Source organism: Gelidibacter sp. (assembly GCF_035515035.1).
Lineage (GTDB): Bacteria > Bacteroidota > Bacteroidia > Flavobacteriales > Flavobacteriaceae > Gelidibacter.
Genome location: NZ_DATJCA010000086.1, coordinates 1 through 17549 on the forward strand (window position 1 = coordinate 1; position 17549 = coordinate 17549).

Annotated in this window: 18 protein-coding genes; 8 read left to right on the forward strand and 10 right to left on the reverse strand. The window is 38.4% G+C overall.

Annotated features, from left to right (window positions below; translation table 11 throughout):
• Together VLZ86_RS06415 and VLZ86_RS06420 are read left to right on the forward strand one after the other, a co-directional pair.
• Positions 1-321: T9SS type A sorting domain-containing protein (locus tag VLZ86_RS06415; protein WP_325449808.1), on the forward strand; the 321-nt coding region annotated here is incomplete at its 5' end.
• A 373-nt stretch (positions 322-694) separates the two neighbouring features.
• Positions 695-3610, forward strand: a complete 2916-nt coding sequence (locus VLZ86_RS06420) for a discoidin domain-containing protein (RefSeq protein WP_325449809.1) — start codon at positions 695-697, stop codon at positions 3608-3610.
• A 75-nt stretch (positions 3611-3685) separates the two neighbouring features.
• On the opposite strand, the gene VLZ86_RS06425 is transcribed toward VLZ86_RS06420, so the two are convergent.
• The 7 genes from VLZ86_RS06425 to VLZ86_RS06455 all read right to left on the reverse strand — a co-directional run bounded on the left by VLZ86_RS06425 (position 3686) and on the right by VLZ86_RS06455 (position 7980).
• The gene (locus VLZ86_RS06425; protein ID WP_129017909.1) at positions 3686-3913 is read right to left on the reverse strand and encodes a (4Fe-4S)-binding protein; all 228 of its coding nucleotides are present in this window, start codon (positions 3911-3913) and stop codon (positions 3686-3688) included.
• A 197-nt stretch (positions 3914-4110) separates the two neighbouring features.
• The gene (locus tag VLZ86_RS06430; protein ID WP_325449810.1) at positions 4111-4500 is read right to left on the reverse strand and encodes a VOC family protein; all 390 of its coding nucleotides are present in this window, start codon (positions 4498-4500) and stop codon (positions 4111-4113) included.
• A gap of 191 nt (positions 4501-4691) precedes the next feature.
• A complete protein-coding gene (locus tag VLZ86_RS06435; protein WP_325449811.1) occupies positions 4692-5549 on the reverse strand; it encodes a TPM domain-containing protein in 858 nt (285 codons plus the stop codon).
• A gap of 10 nt (positions 5550-5559) precedes the next feature.
• Complete coding sequence (locus VLZ86_RS06440) at positions 5560-5997, reverse strand: TPM domain-containing protein (protein WP_325449812.1); 438 nt, start codon at positions 5995-5997, stop codon at positions 5560-5562.
• Between the two features lie 67 nt (positions 5998-6064).
• Positions 6065-6664: a LemA family protein gene (locus VLZ86_RS06445; RefSeq protein ID WP_325449813.1), complete on the reverse strand. Its 600-nt coding sequence runs from the start codon at positions 6662-6664 to the stop codon at positions 6065-6067.
• 13 nt (positions 6665-6677) lie between these two features.
• A complete protein-coding gene (locus VLZ86_RS06450) occupies positions 6678-7007 on the reverse strand; it encodes a MerR family transcriptional regulator (RefSeq protein WP_325449814.1) in 330 nt (109 codons plus the stop codon).
• Between the two features lies 1 nt (position 7008).
• Entirely contained in the window at positions 7009-7980 is a 972-nt protein-coding gene (locus VLZ86_RS06455; protein ID WP_325449815.1) for a M23 family metallopeptidase, read from the reverse strand.
• Between the two features lie 219 nt (positions 7981-8199).
• Here VLZ86_RS06455 and alaS point away from each other — a divergent pair, with 219 nt between their 5' ends.
• Positions 8200-10812 carry an alanine--tRNA ligase gene (alaS, locus tag VLZ86_RS06460; RefSeq protein WP_325449816.1) on the forward strand — a complete coding sequence of 871 codons (2613 nt, stop codon included), beginning with the start codon at positions 8200-8202 and terminating at the stop codon, positions 10810-10812.
• A 361-nt stretch (positions 10813-11173) separates the two neighbouring features.
• Here alaS and coaD read toward each other — a convergent pair whose 3' ends face one another.
• Positions 11174-11629, reverse strand: coding sequence for a pantetheine-phosphate adenylyltransferase (coaD, locus tag VLZ86_RS06465; protein WP_325449817.1), 456 nt, complete (start codon positions 11627-11629; stop codon positions 11174-11176).
• 105 nt (positions 11630-11734) lie between these two features.
• Positions 11735-12709: a D-alanine--D-alanine ligase gene (locus VLZ86_RS06470; RefSeq protein ID WP_325449818.1), complete on the reverse strand. Its 975-nt coding sequence runs from the start codon at positions 12707-12709 to the stop codon at positions 11735-11737.
• A gap of 379 nt (positions 12710-13088) precedes the next feature.
• Here VLZ86_RS06470 and VLZ86_RS06475 point away from each other — a divergent pair, with 379 nt between their 5' ends.
• The 3 genes from VLZ86_RS06475 to yaaA all read left to right on the forward strand — a co-directional run bounded on the left by VLZ86_RS06475 (position 13089) and on the right by yaaA (position 15784).
• On the forward strand, positions 13089-13655 hold the full coding sequence (locus VLZ86_RS06475) for a PASTA domain-containing protein (RefSeq protein WP_325449819.1): 567 nt from the start codon (positions 13089-13091) through the stop codon (positions 13653-13655).
• Entirely contained in the window at positions 13652-14701 is a 1050-nt protein-coding gene (locus tag VLZ86_RS06480) for an RluA family pseudouridine synthase (protein WP_325449820.1), read from the forward strand. The genes VLZ86_RS06475 and VLZ86_RS06480 overlap by 4 nt, the downstream gene beginning before the upstream one ends.
• Before the next feature lie 324 nt (positions 14702-15025).
• The gene (gene yaaA / locus VLZ86_RS06485; RefSeq protein WP_325449821.1) at positions 15026-15784 is read left to right on the forward strand and encodes a peroxide stress protein YaaA; all 759 of its coding nucleotides are present in this window, start codon (positions 15026-15028) and stop codon (positions 15782-15784) included.
• Positions 15785-15818: 34 nt separating this feature from the next.
• Here the strand turns inward: yaaA and VLZ86_RS06490 are convergent, their stop codons facing one another.
• Positions 15819-15950: a 30S ribosomal protein THX gene (locus tag VLZ86_RS06490; protein WP_129017895.1), complete on the reverse strand. Its 132-nt coding sequence runs from the start codon at positions 15948-15950 to the stop codon at positions 15819-15821.
• Positions 15951-16051: 101 nt separating this feature from the next.
• Here VLZ86_RS06490 and VLZ86_RS06495 point away from each other — a divergent pair, with 101 nt between their 5' ends.
• Complete coding sequence (locus VLZ86_RS06495) at positions 16052-16774, forward strand: hypothetical protein (protein WP_325449822.1); 723 nt, start codon at positions 16052-16054, stop codon at positions 16772-16774.
• Positions 16775-17509 carry a uracil-DNA glycosylase family protein gene (locus tag VLZ86_RS06500; protein WP_325449823.1) on the forward strand — a complete coding sequence of 245 codons (735 nt, stop codon included), beginning with the start codon at positions 16775-16777 and terminating at the stop codon, positions 17507-17509.
• Positions 17510-17549 lie beyond the last annotated feature (40 nt).

Here is a 17549-nt window from a genome sequence, read left to right on the forward strand (position 1 = left end):
CCTACTGAAGATTTGAATGGTGCGGGCCGTTTCAATGTCCATTATGCATCGAGAACCCTATCCATTGGAGATTTGGATAAGAATGATAATTTACGAATCTATACAACCGCATCGCCTAAGACTTTATATATTATGGGGCAATTGACTGGTGCAACAAAAGCGCATCTATATGACATACAAGGCCGCATGGTACTAAGTAAAGTTCTCAACCCGAATACTACTGAAAACACTATGGATATCTCAACAATGAGTACGGGTGTTTATGTAGTTAAGATTTATAACGATAATCAAAATAAAACGCAAAAACTTATCATTAAATAAGATTAAAGAAATAATCAAAAGGAATGTCATTTTACACTGATGGTCCTGAAGAGTCTTTTAGGTACACTGAAATGAAAAGAATATAAAGGAGTGAGAACCTAAGCGTTTACACTCCTTTTTTTATGAAAATTTATTCAAACTTATTTGTTAGCTCATAATCTGATTGATTAAGTATAATGTAGCTCGACAGCATTGTCAATGTGGCCTTCCTTGTTTATGACTTGGGTGATTTGTAAAAAAATAAGATAGTTTCCTCAATAAAATTTTTGTTATGAAATTTTTGTGTTATTTTTCGAAAAAAACGTAAACGGAGTTAAATCCGTTAATTGATTCATGAATGAATTGTTCATCCATGAGTTAAATTATTATCTATATGTCTAACCCCAAGCCCTACATTATGAGTAGATCGTATTTTTACAAGATATTTTTTTTATTAGTTTTAGTGAGTTATAAAAGTTTTTCTCAGGACCTTGGACCCAATTTAGCGTTAGGGCAGCCTACATCTCAATCAAGTGTAGGTTGGGAAGGATATCCTGAAAAGGCCGTTGATGGGAATACAAGTGGTGCTTTTGATAATGATAATTTATCGGCAAACTCGGTTACACATACTGACGATGAAGATAAAGATGCATGGTGGCGCGTAGATTTAGGTGATGTTTATGATTTGTCTGTGATGCGAATCTATAATAGAATTGGGAGTGAAGGCAGTCGCTTATTTGGTGCGGAAGTTTACGTAGGTACTATTAATAGCGAAAATGTTAATGATTATACTAAAGTTGGAGATCTCAATTGGGACATAGTGCAATATAAAGGAAATCTTGGTAGTGCTAGATACGTGATGATCCGTCAAAATGGGATATTAAGCTTGGCAGAAGTTCAAGTCTATGCTTTTCCTGCGAATTGTCCGCCAGTTAGTAGCCCCTGCGATGACGGTAATCCACATACTATCAATGATGTTGAAGATGGCGATTGTAATTGTGTGGGTTCTGTTGTTGTCTGTGAAGAATTAAATTTAACCTATCAAGTAAATGATAGTTCAATTAGCAATGCGCCATTAGAGATTACGGTTAACGAAGGAGATGATATTGCGCTTTTCCTAGACTTAGAGGGGATTGACTATACAATTACAAGCCCAAATAATGAGGTAATTGGTCCAATTGTTGAAAATATTACTAATAGTCAAGCTGGACTGTATTCTATAAGACCTACATTAAATCCAGTGGTGATATCGGTGGATAGTGAGGAGATTTACATGGAAGATGGCCGTGGCTCCAATGCTGTTGATGGCGTCGAAGGTACAATTTGGCATACAGAATGGTCTGCTATAGACAATCCCTATCCTCATGAAATCGTAATAGATTTGCGAGCAGAATCATATGTATCGGGTCTTGAGTATTTACCAAGACAAGATGGCATATTACATGGTATGATCGCTGAATTTGAGATTTATGTGAGTAATTCACCTAATAATTGGGGCAGTCCCGTGGCTTCTGCTTATGAGGATGAGGATAACCCAGGCACCCATGAGTCTTGGGCATATAACGCTTTTTTAAAGCAAGTCAGTTTTACTGCAACCCAAGGCAGGTATGTCCGTTTGTTAGCACTTTCCGAAGGAGGGGATAATAACTGGGCATCTGCGGCGGAGATAAACGTGATAAGTGAACCCATTGAACCATGTGTCAAAACTATACAAATAAACGTCGGTACAGCATACGTCTATGACGGTACTGCATGGTCTCCAAGTGACCCTAATACTGCTGATTTGGACATCCATGATAGTATCCAGATTAATTCAGGTGACGCTGTTATTTCTAGTGACATTACGTGTTACGCCCTAACCGTTGCGCCTGGTGCTGGATTGACTATAAATAGCGGGGCCACATTAACCGTGAATTCAACAACCTTACAATCCTCATCACTAATGTATTCCAGTTTAATATTGAACGGTGAGATTAATGGTGTCGTCAATTATGAACGTCATGTGAATGTCATTGGCACTTCGGCAGGTGGCGGCAATGATCTGATCTCTACACCGGTGGTAAATCAGACTTTTGGATCTTTTGCATCCGCAACTGCTAACAGTAGTTTGGCAGCATCAGGTACGTTAAGAGCGTTTGCGCCTTATAACACTGTTGTTGGTGCCTATCAAAATTATGACGTCAATGGAAATGCATCCACTGTTATAGCGTCAGGAGTGGGTTTCAGAGCAGCAACAACTCCTGTAAGCAATTTAACCTTTACAGGCGCAGTTACTAAATCTAATGTCAATGTCAGTCTTTCAGATGCTTCTGCAGGAAGAGCATGGAACCTGATTGGGAATCCATATCCGTCCTATCTTGATGTTGAAGCGTTTTTTACACCAAATAATATGGATCAGTTAGAGGATCAGTACGTTGCCGTATATGGATATAGAGGCAGTAAAAGCAGCTGGGAAATTTATAATCAAGCCAATGTACCCAGCGAAGCACTAATGGCTCCGGGGCAGGGATTCTTTGTAAAAGCTAAAGTAGGTGGCGGCACTATAACTTTTACACCGGCAATGCGACGCACAGGAAATACCGATGATTTTATTGCTGGCAGACCGCACGGAGGCCTTAAGGCTTTAAGCAAACTAAGATTAGAAAATAATAATAATCTATCCTCAACCAGCATTTATTTTATTGAAGGCACAACCAAAGGTTTGGACCGGGGTTATGATGCGGCAGCTTATTCAGCTACTAAAATTGATTTCTCAATATTTACCAATCTGTTGGAAGACCATACCGGTCTTGATATTGCGATTCAGTCCTTACCTTATGAGGATTTTAACGACGTGACCGTGCCTTTGGGAATCAAGGCTAAAGCGGGATCGGAATTGAGCATCAGTATTGATGACCTCTCCACACTGCCCTCAAATATTAATGTGTATCTGGAAGATACCCAAAACAATACACTGACGTTATTGAATGATGGCGCTTTTACCTTTACGCCCACTGCAAGTTTGAATGGTGCGGGTCGTTTCAATGTCCATTATTCATCGAGAACTCTGTCTATTGGGGATATGGACGCCAATGATAATTTGCGAATTTATACAACAGCATCGCCTAAAAACTTATACATAATGGGACAATTGAGAGGTGCAACAACAGCACATCTTTATGATATCCAAGGCCGAGTGGTATTGAAGAAAGCTCTTAGTCCGTATACTACAGAGAACACCATGGATATCTCCACCATAACTACCGGTGTTTATGTAGTGAAGATTAATAATGATAACCAAATTAAAACCCAAAAAGTGATCATTAAATAATTCAAAAAAATCAATAACAATAAAAAAATCCCTTTGAATTTAATTTCAAAGGGATTTTCTTTTGACGGTTAATGATTAGGCCACTTTCTGATTTAGATAAACTTTCAGGGCCCCGGATGGACATTTTCTGACTTGATCAATGATTCTTTCAGAAGGTGCACCATCTATGTCAATCCATGGGATTACTGAATTTCTAAATACATCGGAAAGTTCTTTCGCACAACGTCCGGCGTTGATGCAAACAGATGGTTCGTAAGTTATAGTAATATCGCTATTACTAAAATGATTAGCATTTGTTTCCATAAGTAGACCAGTTTGGGGTTTGAATCTCTTTGAATTTTAAAATTTTGTGTATAAACACTCTAAATCATCAATTAAAGTTATAAAATATCTGATAAAAAGCAAGTGATTTATTCTGTAATCGATGAACGGCCTTTTGTTCGCGCACAAAATTAGACATTAAAGTCTGGTATAACTATGAAAGGTTATCAATTGAATTCTTATATGTCTTGTTGTGTGCTCACCGCCCAATAGTTTCCGGCAGGATCCAAAAAAGAACCTCTTGTATCCGTATCGTCGGGTTTGGTAATTGGTCGCTCTAGAAGAAGACAATCATGTTCGATGGCCAAATCAAATGTTTTAAAAACATCGGGCACATAGATGTGCAACATGGCAGTTATAGCGGGATAATCCTCTGTACTATCACTGATCATTACTACAGAATCATCCAATTGGAGTTCCAAATGCATTATGGAGCCATCCTCTCGGTTATAGCGCCTTAATTCCTTGGCATCAAAAATAATTTTTAAAAGATCGACAAGTTTTTCCGCATCGTCCACAATGAGATAAGGTGATAGGGAATTGTAGTTTTTTGGTTTGTATGAAGCCATGTTATAAGTTGAAATTGAAGATGAAATTAAAGCTGAATTCGGAGAATAAGATATTTTTAGCTAAGTACTGAACAGCGAATACTGGAAACTACCTGCCCGTCCATAGTATTTACGAAGGAGAAACCACTGCGAATTGGTCACCGAGAACTGACGACTGCCAACTGCTAACTGCAGGACTTCCAACCAAAACCCTACCAGCCTCCAGAAGCACCACCACCTCCAAAGCCACCGCCTCCAAATCCACCTCCGAAACCGCCGCCGCCGAAGCCACCGCCAAAACCACCTCCTGATGATCTACCGCCGCCACCAAAACCGCCGCGCCCCAAGTTGCTTAAGATTATGGCATCCCAGATACTAAAATCACCACCTCTCTTACTGCCTGGTCCACCACCACCTTTGTTGTTCTTGGAAATAGAAATCATAATGATGATGAAGATGATAAAGAGCATGAAAATAAATCCAACAGGAATTCCTTCCTCCGCGTTGTTTTGTCGCGTGCCTTGATATTCACCGGTCATCACTTCAAAAATAGCATCAGCACCTCGATTGAGGCCGCCGTAATAATCGTTTTGTCTAAAATAAGGCAGGATATCGCGCTCAATGATCCGTTTGGACATGGCGTCTGTTAATAGATGTTCGGTGCCATAACCTGTGTTGATTGCAATCTTACGGTCGTCCCTAGCCAATAGAATGAGGATGCCATTGTCTTCTTTTTCCTGACCAATGCCCCATTTTTGTCCCCATTGTGCCCCTAAGTAATTGATGTTTTCTCCTTGTGTGGTACTAATAATGGCAATGACAATTTGGGTGGAGGTGGTATCCGAATATTTTATCAGTTTCTGTTCCAGACTGTTCTTCTGGCTTTCAGATAGTAAAGGAATATATTGATAAACACTCGTTTGTTCCGTTGTTTTTGAAGGTTTTTCAGGGATGTTAAATTGAGAAAACCCCAATTGGATACTGCATAAAACCAACAGGACGCTAAAAAGAAAGCGTTTAAAAACGCTTCCCCTGAAAAAATATAGTTGACTGTTGACTGCTAACTGCATACTTAATTTTTTATCCTATAGAAATATCATCAGGAATTTCATTCTTATCGCCGGTTTCCCAAGGGAAAAAGGTTTCCAATTGTTTGCCTGCTTTTAAAATGCCATCCACTAACCCCTGTTTGAAATGACCTCTTTTAAAATGGCCTTGCATCACGTTTTTTGTGCTTTCCCAGAAATCATCATCTACCACATCGTTAATACCCTCATCACCAAAGATTACAAAGGTTTTATCTTCTACAGCAACGTAAATCAACACGCCATTTTGGAGTTTTGTATTGTCCATTTTAAGGAGATGGAACACTTCCAATGCGCGTTCATACGGATCCTTATTAGAGGTTTTCTCTAGATGTACGCGTATTTCTCCAGAGGTGTTCTTTTCCGCATTTCTAATGGCTTCAATCACTTGTTGCTCCTCTGCTTCGGTTAGGAAATCTTCTATTTTGGACATTCTTCTAATTTCTTTTTATAGATATTCGGGTTTTGAGTACAAGTAAAAGTTGACCCGTGAGAGTGATTTATTTAAAATCAAAATCGACGTCAGGAGCGTTTTCAGACCCGGCATCAGCCTTATAATAACTCATGTCATCAAAATTAAAAAGACCTGCCAGCACACTGTTTGGAAAGGTTTTGATGTGTTTGTTATAAGGTTCTACGTTGCCGTTAAAACGATCTCTCGCCACGTTAATCCTGTTTTCAGTGCCTTCCAATTGCGATTGTAATTCCAAGAAGTTTTGATTCGCCTTTAATTCAGGATAACGCTCCACAGATACCAAGAGTTTAGATAATGCTCCGCTCAATCCACTTTGCGCTTCTTGAAACTGAGCCATATTTTCTGGTGTCAAATTGTTGGCGTCAATGGTGGTAGACGTTGCTTTTGCTCTTGCTTCAATAACTTCTGTCAATGTGGTACGCTCAAAATCGGCCGCACCTTGCACTGTTTTCACAAGATTGCCAATAAGGTCATTACGGCGTTGGTAGCTACTTTCTACATCGCCCCAGCTTCGCGTGGCAGTTTCTTTGAGTTCTACCGCTGTATTGTTAAAGTTTTTTCCCCAAGAGTAAAGTGCTATTGCGATTAAAGCAATAATAATTACAGGTACGAGCCATTTTTTCATGTGATAGTGGTTTTTATAGTTGTGTTTTAATTTTTATAAGTTGGGCTTTAATGCCTTTTAATTTATTAATGATTTCGAATGTGTTGAGTGCTTCTTGTTTTTGTTCCTTTAAATGCGTTTTTGCGCCTTCAAGGGTAAACCCCCTCACTTTGACCAAATGGTATATAAATTGAAGGTTTTTTATGTCTTCTGGTGTGAACTTTCGGTTGCCTTTTGCATTCTTCTTTGGCTTTAAAATGTCAAACTCTTTTTCCCAAAATCGGATCAAGGATGTATTGACCTTGAAAGCTTTGGCAACTTCGCCAATACCATAATACCTTTTTTCTGGAAGATCGATCTGCATATTAATCCAGGGATTGATTTTCTAGGGCAGCGTGCTCCAATAATTTGCTATACTCTTCTGCTGATAAATTACCATAATAGAAGTTGATTGGGTTGATGCGATCATCGTCCTTAAATACTTCATAATGTAAATGTGGGGCTTCAGAACGGCCTGTACTACCAACAAATCCAATTAAATCACCACGTTTCACCTTTTGATTTGCGCGTACATTATACTTGTATAAGTGGGCGTATAAAGTGACATAACCATAGCCATGATCAATGCGGATGTGATTGCCATACCCTGTTGCAGAGTTGTCTGCCCGTGTCACGACGCCATCCCCAGCAGCATATATTGGGGTGCCCTGTGGTGCTGTAAAATCCATGCCATAATGAAATTTTCTAACCTTTGTAAACGGATCGGTCCGGTAACCATAACCTGAGGCCATTCGGGTTAAATCATCACTGTTTATAGGTTGGATTGCGGGAATGGAAGCTAAGAATTTCTCTTTATCTTCAGCCAAAACTGCTATTTCATCCAAAGATTTGGACTGGACTACAATTTGTTTTTGTAAAATATCCATACGTCTATTGGCTTCAATGATAATTTTTGAATTATCAAAACCTTCCAATGATTTATACCGATTGATCCCACCAAAACCCGCTTTACGTTGTTCTTCTGGAATTGGATTGGCGGCAAAATAGAGTCGGTAAATGGCGTTGTCTCGTTGTTCAACATTGGCCAAAACCGATTGTGCCTCGTCCATTTTTTTGTTAAGCAATTGGTATTGCAGTTCCATATGCTGGAGTTCTCTTGCTAAAGCACGTTCTTTGGGCGATTGAATGAACTGACTCGCCAAAAACACAAATAAGAAACCAAACAGTGCTGAGCCTAAAATAAAAATGGAAGCATACTTAAAAGTATTCCTTTTTCTACGCTCTATTTTTTTATAAGAGAGGGTATCAGAATCGTAATAATATTTTACCTTACTCATTTCCTAATTTATACTATTTTTGCACAGTTAAAATGACTTTAAAAGGTCTTTATATATGAACCAAACGAACAAACCTACAAAATATTTTATTTGTAAATTTAGTAAAACTAAATGATTCTCGATTAAACTAGACCTGTGATATGCAAACTTTAAAATAAATTTGTGAAAAATTCCGTCATATCCCAATTTTAATATAAAATAAGACATCAAATTATCAAAATGAAATCTCAAGACATACGTTCCACATTTTTAAACTTTTTTAAGGACAAACAACATAGCATTGTACCTTCCGCACCCATGGTTTTAAAGGATGATCCTACCTTAATGTTTGTCAATTCTGGAATGGCACCTTTTAAGGAATATTTTTTAGGCAATGCGCAGCCCAAAAACAATCGGATTGCCGATACTCAAAAATGTCTTCGGGTTTCAGGCAAGCACAACGATTTGGAAGAGGTAGGTTATGACACCTATCACCATACATTGTTTGAAATGTTGGGCAACTGGAGTTTTGGTGACTATTTCAAAAAAGAAGCTATAGCTTGGGCTTGGGAACTCTTGGTGGATGTGTATGGTATTGATAAAGACATTCTCTATGTCACTGTTTTTGAAGGCAGTGCCGACGATAATCTACCAATGGATCAGGAAGCTTATGATTTGTGGAAATCCTTTATTTCTGAAGATCGCATCTTGATGGGCAATAAAAAAGATAACTTTTGGGAAATGGGCGAGCAAGGACCGTGTGGACCATGTAGTGAAATCCATGTGGATATCCGATCGGATGAAGAAAAAGCTGCTGTTGATGGCAAGACTTTGGTGAACATGGATCACCCGCAAGTGGTTGAAATATGGAATCTTGTGTTTATGCAATACAATAGAAAGGCCAACGGGTCTTTAGAGCCGTTACCTCAAAAACATATTGACACAGGTATGGGCTTTGAGCGGCTCTGCATGGTATTGCAAGGGGTGCAGTCAAATTATGATACAGACGTCTTTACCCCAATTATCCGTGAGATAGAAACCATTGCGGAAAAACCTTATGGAGAGAACGAGGACGTTGACATTGCCATACGCGTCATTTCCGATCACGTGCGTGCGGTAGCATTTTCAATTGCTGACGGACAGTTGCCAAGCAATACAGGAGCAGGCTATGTCATCCGCCGAATTTTAAGAAGGGCCATTCGCTATAGTTTTACCTTTTTAGATCAGAAAGATCCTTTCATTTACAGATTGGTGGATGTTTTGAGCAAGAAGATGGGTGACGCCTTTCCTGAATTGAAATCGCAAAAACAGTTGATTGAAAACGTGATTAAGGAAGAGGAACAGTCATTTTTACGAACTTTAGATCAAGGTTTGGTGCTCTTAAACAGAGTCGTTGAAGAATCGAATTCGAAAATAATTTCAGGTGAAAAAGTTTTTGAACTTTATGATACATTCGGATTTCCGATTGACTTGACAGCACTTATACTGCGTGAAAAAGGATTGGAATTGAACGAAGAAGGGTTTCATCTTGAAATGAAAAAACAAAAAGACCGCTCGCGTGCTGCCAGTGAGATGTCCACAGAGGATTGGACTGTTTTAATGGAAGATGACGTACAGGAATTTATCGGTTATGATTTTCTTGAAACCAATGTGAAAATCGCACGTTACAGAAAAGTAGTTTCCAAGAAAGATGGCGAAATGTACCAGTTGGTTTTTAACTTGACCCCATTTTATGCTGAAGGTGGCGGACAAGTTGGTGATAAAGGCTATTTGACAGATAGTAATGGTGATGTTGTTTACATCCTGGATACCAAGAAAGAGAATAATGTAGCCATTCATTTTACTAAAAATTTACCTAAGGATCTTCATGGCACATTCAAAGCTTCAGTAGATGCGAAACAGCGTAGAAGAACGGAATCCAACCATACCGCAACCCATTTGCTGCATCAAGCATTACGTGAAGTCTTGGGCGAACATGTAGAGCAAAAAGGAAGTGCAGTGCATTCAAAATACCTTCGTTTTGATTTCTCACATTTTTCAAAAATGACTCCAGAGGAATTAAGCGATGTTGAGAATTTTGTCAACGCTCGTATTGATGGCAAACTAGAGCTTCAAGAACAGCGCAACATTCCGATGGAATTGGCTATCGAAGAAGGCGCTATAGCCCTTTTTGGTGAAAAATATGGCGATACCGTACGGACCGTGCGTTATGGAAAATCGTTCGAACTTTGTGGAGGTACCCATGTTAAGAATACTGCGGATATTTGGTATTTTAAGATTATTTCAGAAGGTGCGGTGGCTTCAGGTATACGACGTATAGAGGCCATCACCAATGATGCAGTAAAGGATTATTATCAAGAGCATGACCGTGCGTTTTATAAAATCAAAGGCCTTCTAAACAACGCCCAAGAACCAGTAAAGGCCATCCAAAACTTGCAAAGTGAGAATGCCGAATTAAAGAAACAAATCGAGAATTTATTAAAAGAGAAAGCCAAAAATTTAAAAGGTGATCTTAAAAACGAATTAAAAGAGTTAAACGGCATTCAATTTCTTGCCAAAAAAGTAGATTTGGATGCTTCTGGCATCAAGGATCTGTCCTTTGAAATGGGACAACAATATGATAATCTATTCTTGTTGTTTGCGTCTGAAAATGATGGAAAGGCTTTGTTATCCTGTTATATTTCTAAGGAATTAGTGGAGAGTAAAGGATTGAATGCGGGTTCCATAGTACGTGAATTGGGTAAGCATATTCAAGGAGGTGGGGGTGGACAGCCATTTTTTGCAACTGCAGGTGGTAAGAATCCAGCCGGAATTGAAAAGGCTTTGGAAGCTGCGGTCGGGTATTTGCAATAATATCCTCGCCAGGTGAGGTGATAGCAAAGTCTTGTTTAGTTGCTTCTTAAATAATTTTGGATACCCTTTCAAGCGATTACGGATTGTCTTTTTTTAATGCTTTTCATCGATAAAATGATTTTGAAAATGTATTAATTTGTATATTGAAAATGCTATTAGTCAATTTTCTTGAAAAGCATCAGTTGTAAACATCATAGTGAAATATGGTTTGCTTTTGATGCTTTTTTAATAGGATATGCTTAATATGAAAGCCTCTAGATTAATATTATTATCTGCTCTAACCATACACTCATATTAGTATAAAATTCTATCAACATTTATCCATAAAAATGGAAACGCTGCATGATGTTATTAGGTGAAATTATTTGATCACAACACTATCCGGCACCAAAACAGTATAATCCCCATTGTTTCTGATGACATCCCTCACGATGGATGAAGAGATATAAGACGTACTGGCGGCGGTCAGTAAAAAGACGGTTTCTATCTTGGAAAGTTTTCTGTTGGTATGCGCGATGGCTTTTTCAAATTCAAAATCGGCGGGATTGCGCAAGCCTCTTAAAATAAACTGCGCATCAATTTCCTTGCAAAAGTCAATAGTCAAACCTGTATAGGTCATCACTTTTACTTTAGGATGCTCTTTAAACGCCTCCCTAATGAAATTCAAGCGCTCTTCTAAAGAGAACATGTATTTTTTATCGGCATTGATGCCAATGGCAACTACCACTTCATCAAACACTTTCAATCCGCGATTGATGATGTCAAAATGGCCTAAGGTAAGCGGATCAAAGGATCCTGGGAATAGTGCGCGTTTCATATTATTTCCTGCGCAGGCAGGAATCTCATTTTAGTAGTTATAAATTCAAATATACAATTCTTTTTCAGAAAGATTTTCCAACGAAATCCATCCTTGTGCCAATCATCACTTCAAACATTCTTCAACCGCATTTCCAAACAAATCCGCTAAGCTAATGCCTGCCGCTGCTGCTTGTTGAGGTAAAATGCTTGCGGCGGTCATTCCAGGAACCGTGTTGATTTCCAGAAAATGTGGCTCGCCATCCTTAAATATAAATTCGCTGCGACTAAAGCCCTTCATTTTCAAAACCTCATAGACTTTTTTGGCAACCGTTCTAACTTTTTCCTCTTGTTCATCTGTCAACCTTGCCGGGGTTATTTCTTGGGATTGCCCTAAATATTTGGCTTGATAGTCAAAGAAATCATTGTCGCTTACAATTTCGGTAATGGGAAGAACCGTCACTTCACCTTTATAAGTGATAACCCCAACAGACACTTCTACTCCGTCTAAAAAGGATTCAATGATCACTTCATCGTCTTCCTTAAAAGCAACTTCCAATGCCTTGTTAAACTCTTCCCTTTTATAGACTTTGCTTATCCCAAAACTACTTCCGGCTTTGTTGGCTTTAACAAAACATGGCAAACCTACTTTGGCAATAATGGCATCTTCATCAATAGCATCACCTAGATTTACATAATAAGAAACAGCAGTTTTAATCCCATAAGGTTTTAAAGTGCTCAAACAATCTCTTTTGTTAAAGGTCAGGGCAGCTTGGTACATGTTGCAGCTGGTCTGTGGGATATTGAGCAGTTCCAAATACCCTTGCATAAACCCATCTTCTCCAGGAGTGCCATGTATGGCGTTGAATACACAGTCGAAGTTGGTTTTGAGCCCACCAACAGAAATCGAAAAATCATTTTTATCAACAGGATGTTCGCTGTTTTTGGCATCTACATAGACCCATTTGTCTTTAAAAATATGGATGCGGTAAGCATTATACTTGGCTGCATCAAGGGTTTCATAAACCACTTGGCCGCTTTTAAGGGAAATCTCGAATTCGCTCGAAAATCCTCCCATGATGATGGCAACGTTCTTTTTCATATTTACTTCCCACAAAGGTGGGAATCTTATTTATTTCCCATGATCCCGATAGTTATCGGGAGGGAATTTTATTAGTTAGAGTTTATATTTTGTAGAAACCTATCGTGCAACACCTAGGCTTCTTTTTAATTCCCACGGAAGCGGATGTCTGATTTAAGTTGTTCCTGTCGACTACTAAATACACGAATACTTTTCCCGTAATTTACAAATGCTTAAATAAACCTATTTCATGTCCTGTAATGAGATAACAATATTTATACGATATAAAGGTTATACATTCGTAAATTAATGGACGATATTCCAAAACAAAAATATCACATTAAAAGGAAAAGAAAAAACGGTTGGATTTATATATCTTTGCCACTTATAATAAACTTTCATGAGTCTAATAAAATTTTTAACGAGTAAAGCGTTTTTGAAACAAATTATACTTGCTGTTGTAGCACTTGTGATATTGTCTTTTTTAATGTTGAAGTGGTTAGATTATCGCACCAAACATGGGAGTTTTGTAACGGTTCCAGATTTGGCAGGGAAATCTATTGAAACTGCAGGAATCTTATTGAAAGACAATCAGTTGGCTATGGAGATTCAGGATTCGGCAAACTATAACCCTAAATATCCTAAATATTCAGTAATTGAACAATATCCAAAAGCTGGAAGCCAGGTAAAGGAAGATCGAAAAATTTATTTGATCCTAAATCCATCAGGTTACCGCAAAGTGGAAGTGCCTATTGTAGTTGGGCGTACCTTCCGTCAAGCCAAGCCAACTTTGGAAGCCATTGGTTTTGAAGTTGGCAAAATATCGTACATTGACGATATTGGTAAAGATGAGGTACAATCTATTTCATTTGAAGGCGAATCGGTCAGCGCGGGCGATTTACTGCCCATGACCTCCAAAATTGATATCGTTTTGGGGAATGGTAATAGAGGTATAGAAGAAGAATGATAGAAAACACTCCCGATTTAGAAGATCAAAACGATGACGACTTATATGAGCATTATGCATTTACCGCGGTAAAAGGTCAAAAACCTTTGCGTATTGATAAATACCTGATGAATTTTATCGAAAACGCAACCCGTAATAAAATTCAGGCAGCTGCCAAAAACGGCAGTATTTACGTCAATGACATTCCAGTAAAATCCAATTATAAGGTCAAGCCCTTTGATGAGATCCGTGTGCTTTTTGAGCATCCGCCTTATGAGTATTTGCTGACCCCCGAAGACATCCCTCTTGATATTGTCTATGAAGATGATGACTTGCTCGTGGTCAATAAAGAAGCCGGCATGGTGGTGCATCCTGGTCATGGCAATTATTCAGGAACACTTATCAACGCTTTGATTTATCATTTTGATAACCTGCCCAACAATTCCAGTAATAGACCTGGGTTGGTGCATCGGATTGATAAAGATACCAGCGGATTGTTGGTCATTGCCAAAACCGAAGCTGCCATGGCAAATCTGTCAAAGCAATTCTTTAATAAAACAAGTGAGCGCGAGTATGTCGCTATTGTTTGGGGAAATATCGAAGAAGACGAAGGAACTATTGAAGGTAATATTGGCAGGCATCCCAAAAACAGGCTGCAGAATACGGTTTATTTAGATGATGATGATGGCAAGGGCAAACCTGCCGTCACACATTATAAAATTATTGAACGTTTGGGCTACGTGACTTTAGTGTCCTGTAAGTTGGAAACGGGCCGTACCCACCAAATACGCGTGCATATGAAACATATTGGGCATACGCTTTTTAACGATGCGCGATATGGAGGCGATAAAATCTTAAAAGGGACTACATTTTCAAAGTACAAACAGTTTGTTGACAATTGCTTCAAAATATTGCCCCGTCAGGCACTTCACGCCAAAACCTTGGGTTTTGAACATCCTACTACAGGGAAGTTTATGAGTTTCGATTCTGAAATCCCACAAGATATGCAGGAATGTATTTCAAAATGGCAGCATTACGCCAAGCATAAGGATATGGAGATGGAATAATCTGCGCCATGGGTTTTTGACTTCATTTCACTGCACACAACCATATTCCCCTACTGTGCGTTTCATTCTGAGACTAAAGATTTGCACTACCCAATATTCGCTAGTTTATAATTGATACTTTGAAATGAATGACTCTTACTCATTGCAGTGGGTCAGGCAATTACTATTTGTTTCGTATCTTTGCAGATTAGGAATCGATACTATATTGACGCCACCAATTGATTGGTGCTATTTCTGTTCAATAAGGTTAAAATTCATTCGTAACTTTGTATATTAAGAGTTGATTAAATATATAAAAGAAGACCCGATTTAGTGGGAAAAACTATGAAACTTGTATTGTCACCAGCAAAAACTTTGGATTATGAAACGGAATTACCTACGGATAAAACCACGCAACCCGAATTTTTAAAGCAATCAGAGCGCCTCAATAAAATCCTTAAAAAGAAATCTGTTAAAGCCTTATCAGAGCTAATGGGGATCTCGAAGGATTTGAGCCAACTCAATTATGAACGCAATCAGGACTGGAAAATCCCATTCACGAAAGATAATGCAAGACCAGCAATTTATGCGTTTAGCGGTGATGTGTATAGAGGTCTGGATGCCTATACCATTCCGAAGAACAAAATAGAGAAGGTCCAGGATACTGTGCGTATTCTTTCAGGATTGTATGGGATTTTGAAGCCGTTGGATTTGATACAGCCTTACCGCTTGGAAATGGGCACAAAATTAAGCATCGGAAAAGATAAGAACTTATACGAATTTTGGAAGGACGATATTACAGAAGCATTGAATGCCGAGTTAAAAGACGACGAATTATTTCTTAATTTAGCAAGTGTTGAATATTTTAAGGCAATAGATAAAAAGGCTTTAAAAGTTCCTGTGGTGGATGTGGATTTCAAGGAATTGAAAAATGGGGAGTATAAGACCATTGGAGTTTATGCTAAATTAGCACGCGGCCTCATGACCCGCTATATTATAGATAATAATGCAAAGACCATGGATGACGTTAAGGGCTTTGACATGGAAAATTACAGATTTCAAGAAAGGCTATCTGTAGAAAATAGATTGGTTTTTACGAGATAGCCTTATGATAATGGAATTAAAATCAACCACACTTTTAAGCTTTAGATTTCTTTTCTAAATTTATTTTTTCAAGTGTTGTTGGTCTTTTCTTTATCCTAAGACGTTTTACACCGTAAGATCCTCGGTTGATTTTTCCTCGTCTGGTTTTTTTATCACCTTTTCCCATGTTGTTATAGTTTAATTGTAGTTAAAATGAAGTAATCCTGAAGGTACTAAATTTTTATAACTACAAACCGATACCTTCAGATTTTAATCATAATTTAACAGATGTATTTTTATTTTATTATTGCTTTTCAAGCTTTTTGTATCTATCATCTATTCAAGAATAGAAAATCGTTCTATTGGATTTTTGCCATTGTTTTTTTACCATTGGTTGGCTGTCTTGCGTATTTGGTTACCCAAGTTTCTACAAAAAACAATCCTGAGAAAATACAGGACAACATAAAAAAGAAAATCAATCCTTCCAGTAAACTAAAAGCTTTGGAACAAAAGCTCGACTTTGCCGAAACCTACCTCAATAGGGTCAATCTCGCCGACGCCTATCTTGAGGCAAACGAATATTTAAAGGCCATTGAGCACTATAATATTGCCCTGGAAGACAAGGCCCAAAATGACTTTTTTGTAAACGAGCATTTGATCAAAGCGTATTATAATATCAAGGATTTTGATCAGGTTATTGGACATAGTGAAGGATTGAAAAGTCACAAAGAGTTTGAAAAGTCAGAGATTCCATTTCTTTATGGGATGGCCTTAGCAGAAAAGGGAAGAACAGACGAGGCGGAAACGCTATTGAAGCTTATTGACAGGCCCTATTCTAACTATAATGAACGTGTGGCCTTTGCAAAATTATTAATGCGCAATGATAAAGTCAACGACGCGAAAGCTATTTTGAAGGAGCTCCAAGTGGAAATGCAAAATATGACAAAAATGAACCAGCGTATCTATAAAGCGACCATCCTTGAAGTTGAGAAATTGAATAGTGGGCTGTAAATGTTTTTTCATCAGCATCCATATCCGCCATTTATTAAAAAGGATACCACAAAACTAATTGTAGGAACCCTACCGCCACCACGTTTTTCAATAGGCGAGCTAATGGAAAAGGATGTCGATTTTTGCTATGGGAGCTATTTTAATTCCCTTTGGCTTTTTATTGACAAAATATACGATCTTAATTTGAGGTTTGACAATTCTGAAGAGGCCGTTATCCAACGGAAAGATTTTCTAACAGCACACAAAATTGGGATTTGTGATATTGTTGAAAGTGCCGAACGCGAAAAGATCAACGCCTCCGATTTGGGCATGACAAACATCCACCTCCGCAACCTTATAGGATATCTTCAAGAATATCCCAATATTGACACCTTATTGTTTACGGGTGGCAACAGTAAAAATGGCCCGGAGTATTTCTTTAGAAAACAATTGAAAACTTATGGATTGAAATTGGAAGTGGTATCTGATGAGGTGCCTCGAATCCATAAATTTGAACTCCCTGCCGGCTTGAGACCGCTTGAAGAGTCAAACCTTTCAACACCACTCAACAAATTATCTCAACTAGATACGACAAAGCCTAAGAGCAGAACCATCAAGACGGTCTCCCTCACTTCGGGTTCTGGTGCTGCCAATATTTCCATCAGTAGGATGCCATTGTACCAACATCTTAAAGCCAAAAACCCCCATTTTAATACCTTCGATTTTAGAGTGCTGCAATACCGGGAGTTTATTTGAGTTAAAACCTCAACTGAATGTGTTAATTTATTACGGTTTA

What these genes read in the sequence shown, in the direction of transcription:
- VLZ86_RS06420 (WP_325449809.1), top strand. Translation starts at nt 695, where the DNA reads ATGTCTAACCCCAAGCCCTACATTATGAGTAGATCGTATTTTTACAAG.
- VLZ86_RS06425 (WP_129017909.1), bottom strand. Translation starts at nt 3,913, where the DNA reads ATGGAAACAAATGCTAATCATTTTAGTAATAGCGATATTACTATAACT.
- VLZ86_RS06430 (WP_325449810.1), bottom strand. Translation starts at nt 4,500, where the DNA reads ATGGCTTCATACAAACCAAAAAACTACAATTCCCTATCACCTTATCTC.
- VLZ86_RS06435 (WP_325449811.1), bottom strand. Translation starts at nt 5,549, where the DNA reads ATGCAGTTAGCAGTCAACAGTCAACTATATTTTTTCAGGGGAAGCGTT.
- VLZ86_RS06440 (WP_325449812.1), bottom strand. Translation starts at nt 5,997, where the DNA reads ATGTCCAAAATAGAAGATTTCCTAACCGAAGCAGAGGAGCAACAAGTG.
- VLZ86_RS06445 (WP_325449813.1), bottom strand. Translation starts at nt 6,664, where the DNA reads ATGAAAAAATGGCTCGTACCTGTAATTATTATTGCTTTAATCGCAATA.
- VLZ86_RS06450 (WP_325449814.1), bottom strand. Translation starts at nt 7,007, where the DNA reads ATGCAGATCGATCTTCCAGAAAAAAGGTATTATGGTATTGGCGAAGTT.
- VLZ86_RS06455 (WP_325449815.1), bottom strand. Translation starts at nt 7,980, where the DNA reads ATGAGTAAGGTAAAATATTATTACGATTCTGATACCCTCTCTTATAAA.
- alaS (WP_325449816.1), top strand. Translation starts at nt 8,200, where the DNA reads ATGAAATCTCAAGACATACGTTCCACATTTTTAAACTTTTTTAAGGAC.
- coaD (WP_325449817.1), bottom strand. Translation starts at nt 11,629, where the DNA reads ATGAAACGCGCACTATTCCCAGGATCCTTTGATCCGCTTACCTTAGGC.
- VLZ86_RS06470 (WP_325449818.1), bottom strand. Translation starts at nt 12,709, where the DNA reads ATGAAAAAGAACGTTGCCATCATCATGGGAGGATTTTCGAGCGAATTC.
- VLZ86_RS06475 (WP_325449819.1), top strand. Translation starts at nt 13,089, where the DNA reads ATGAGTCTAATAAAATTTTTAACGAGTAAAGCGTTTTTGAAACAAATT.
- VLZ86_RS06480 (WP_325449820.1), top strand. Translation starts at nt 13,652, where the DNA reads ATGATAGAAAACACTCCCGATTTAGAAGATCAAAACGATGACGACTTA.
- yaaA (WP_325449821.1), top strand. Translation starts at nt 15,026, where the DNA reads ATGAAACTTGTATTGTCACCAGCAAAAACTTTGGATTATGAAACGGAA.
- VLZ86_RS06490 (WP_129017895.1), bottom strand. Translation starts at nt 15,950, where the DNA reads ATGGGAAAAGGTGATAAAAAAACCAGACGAGGAAAAATCAACCGAGGA.
- VLZ86_RS06495 (WP_325449822.1), top strand. Translation starts at nt 16,052, where the DNA reads ATGTATTTTTATTTTATTATTGCTTTTCAAGCTTTTTGTATCTATCAT.
- VLZ86_RS06500 (WP_325449823.1), top strand. Translation starts at nt 16,775, where the DNA reads ATGTTTTTTCATCAGCATCCATATCCGCCATTTATTAAAAAGGATACC.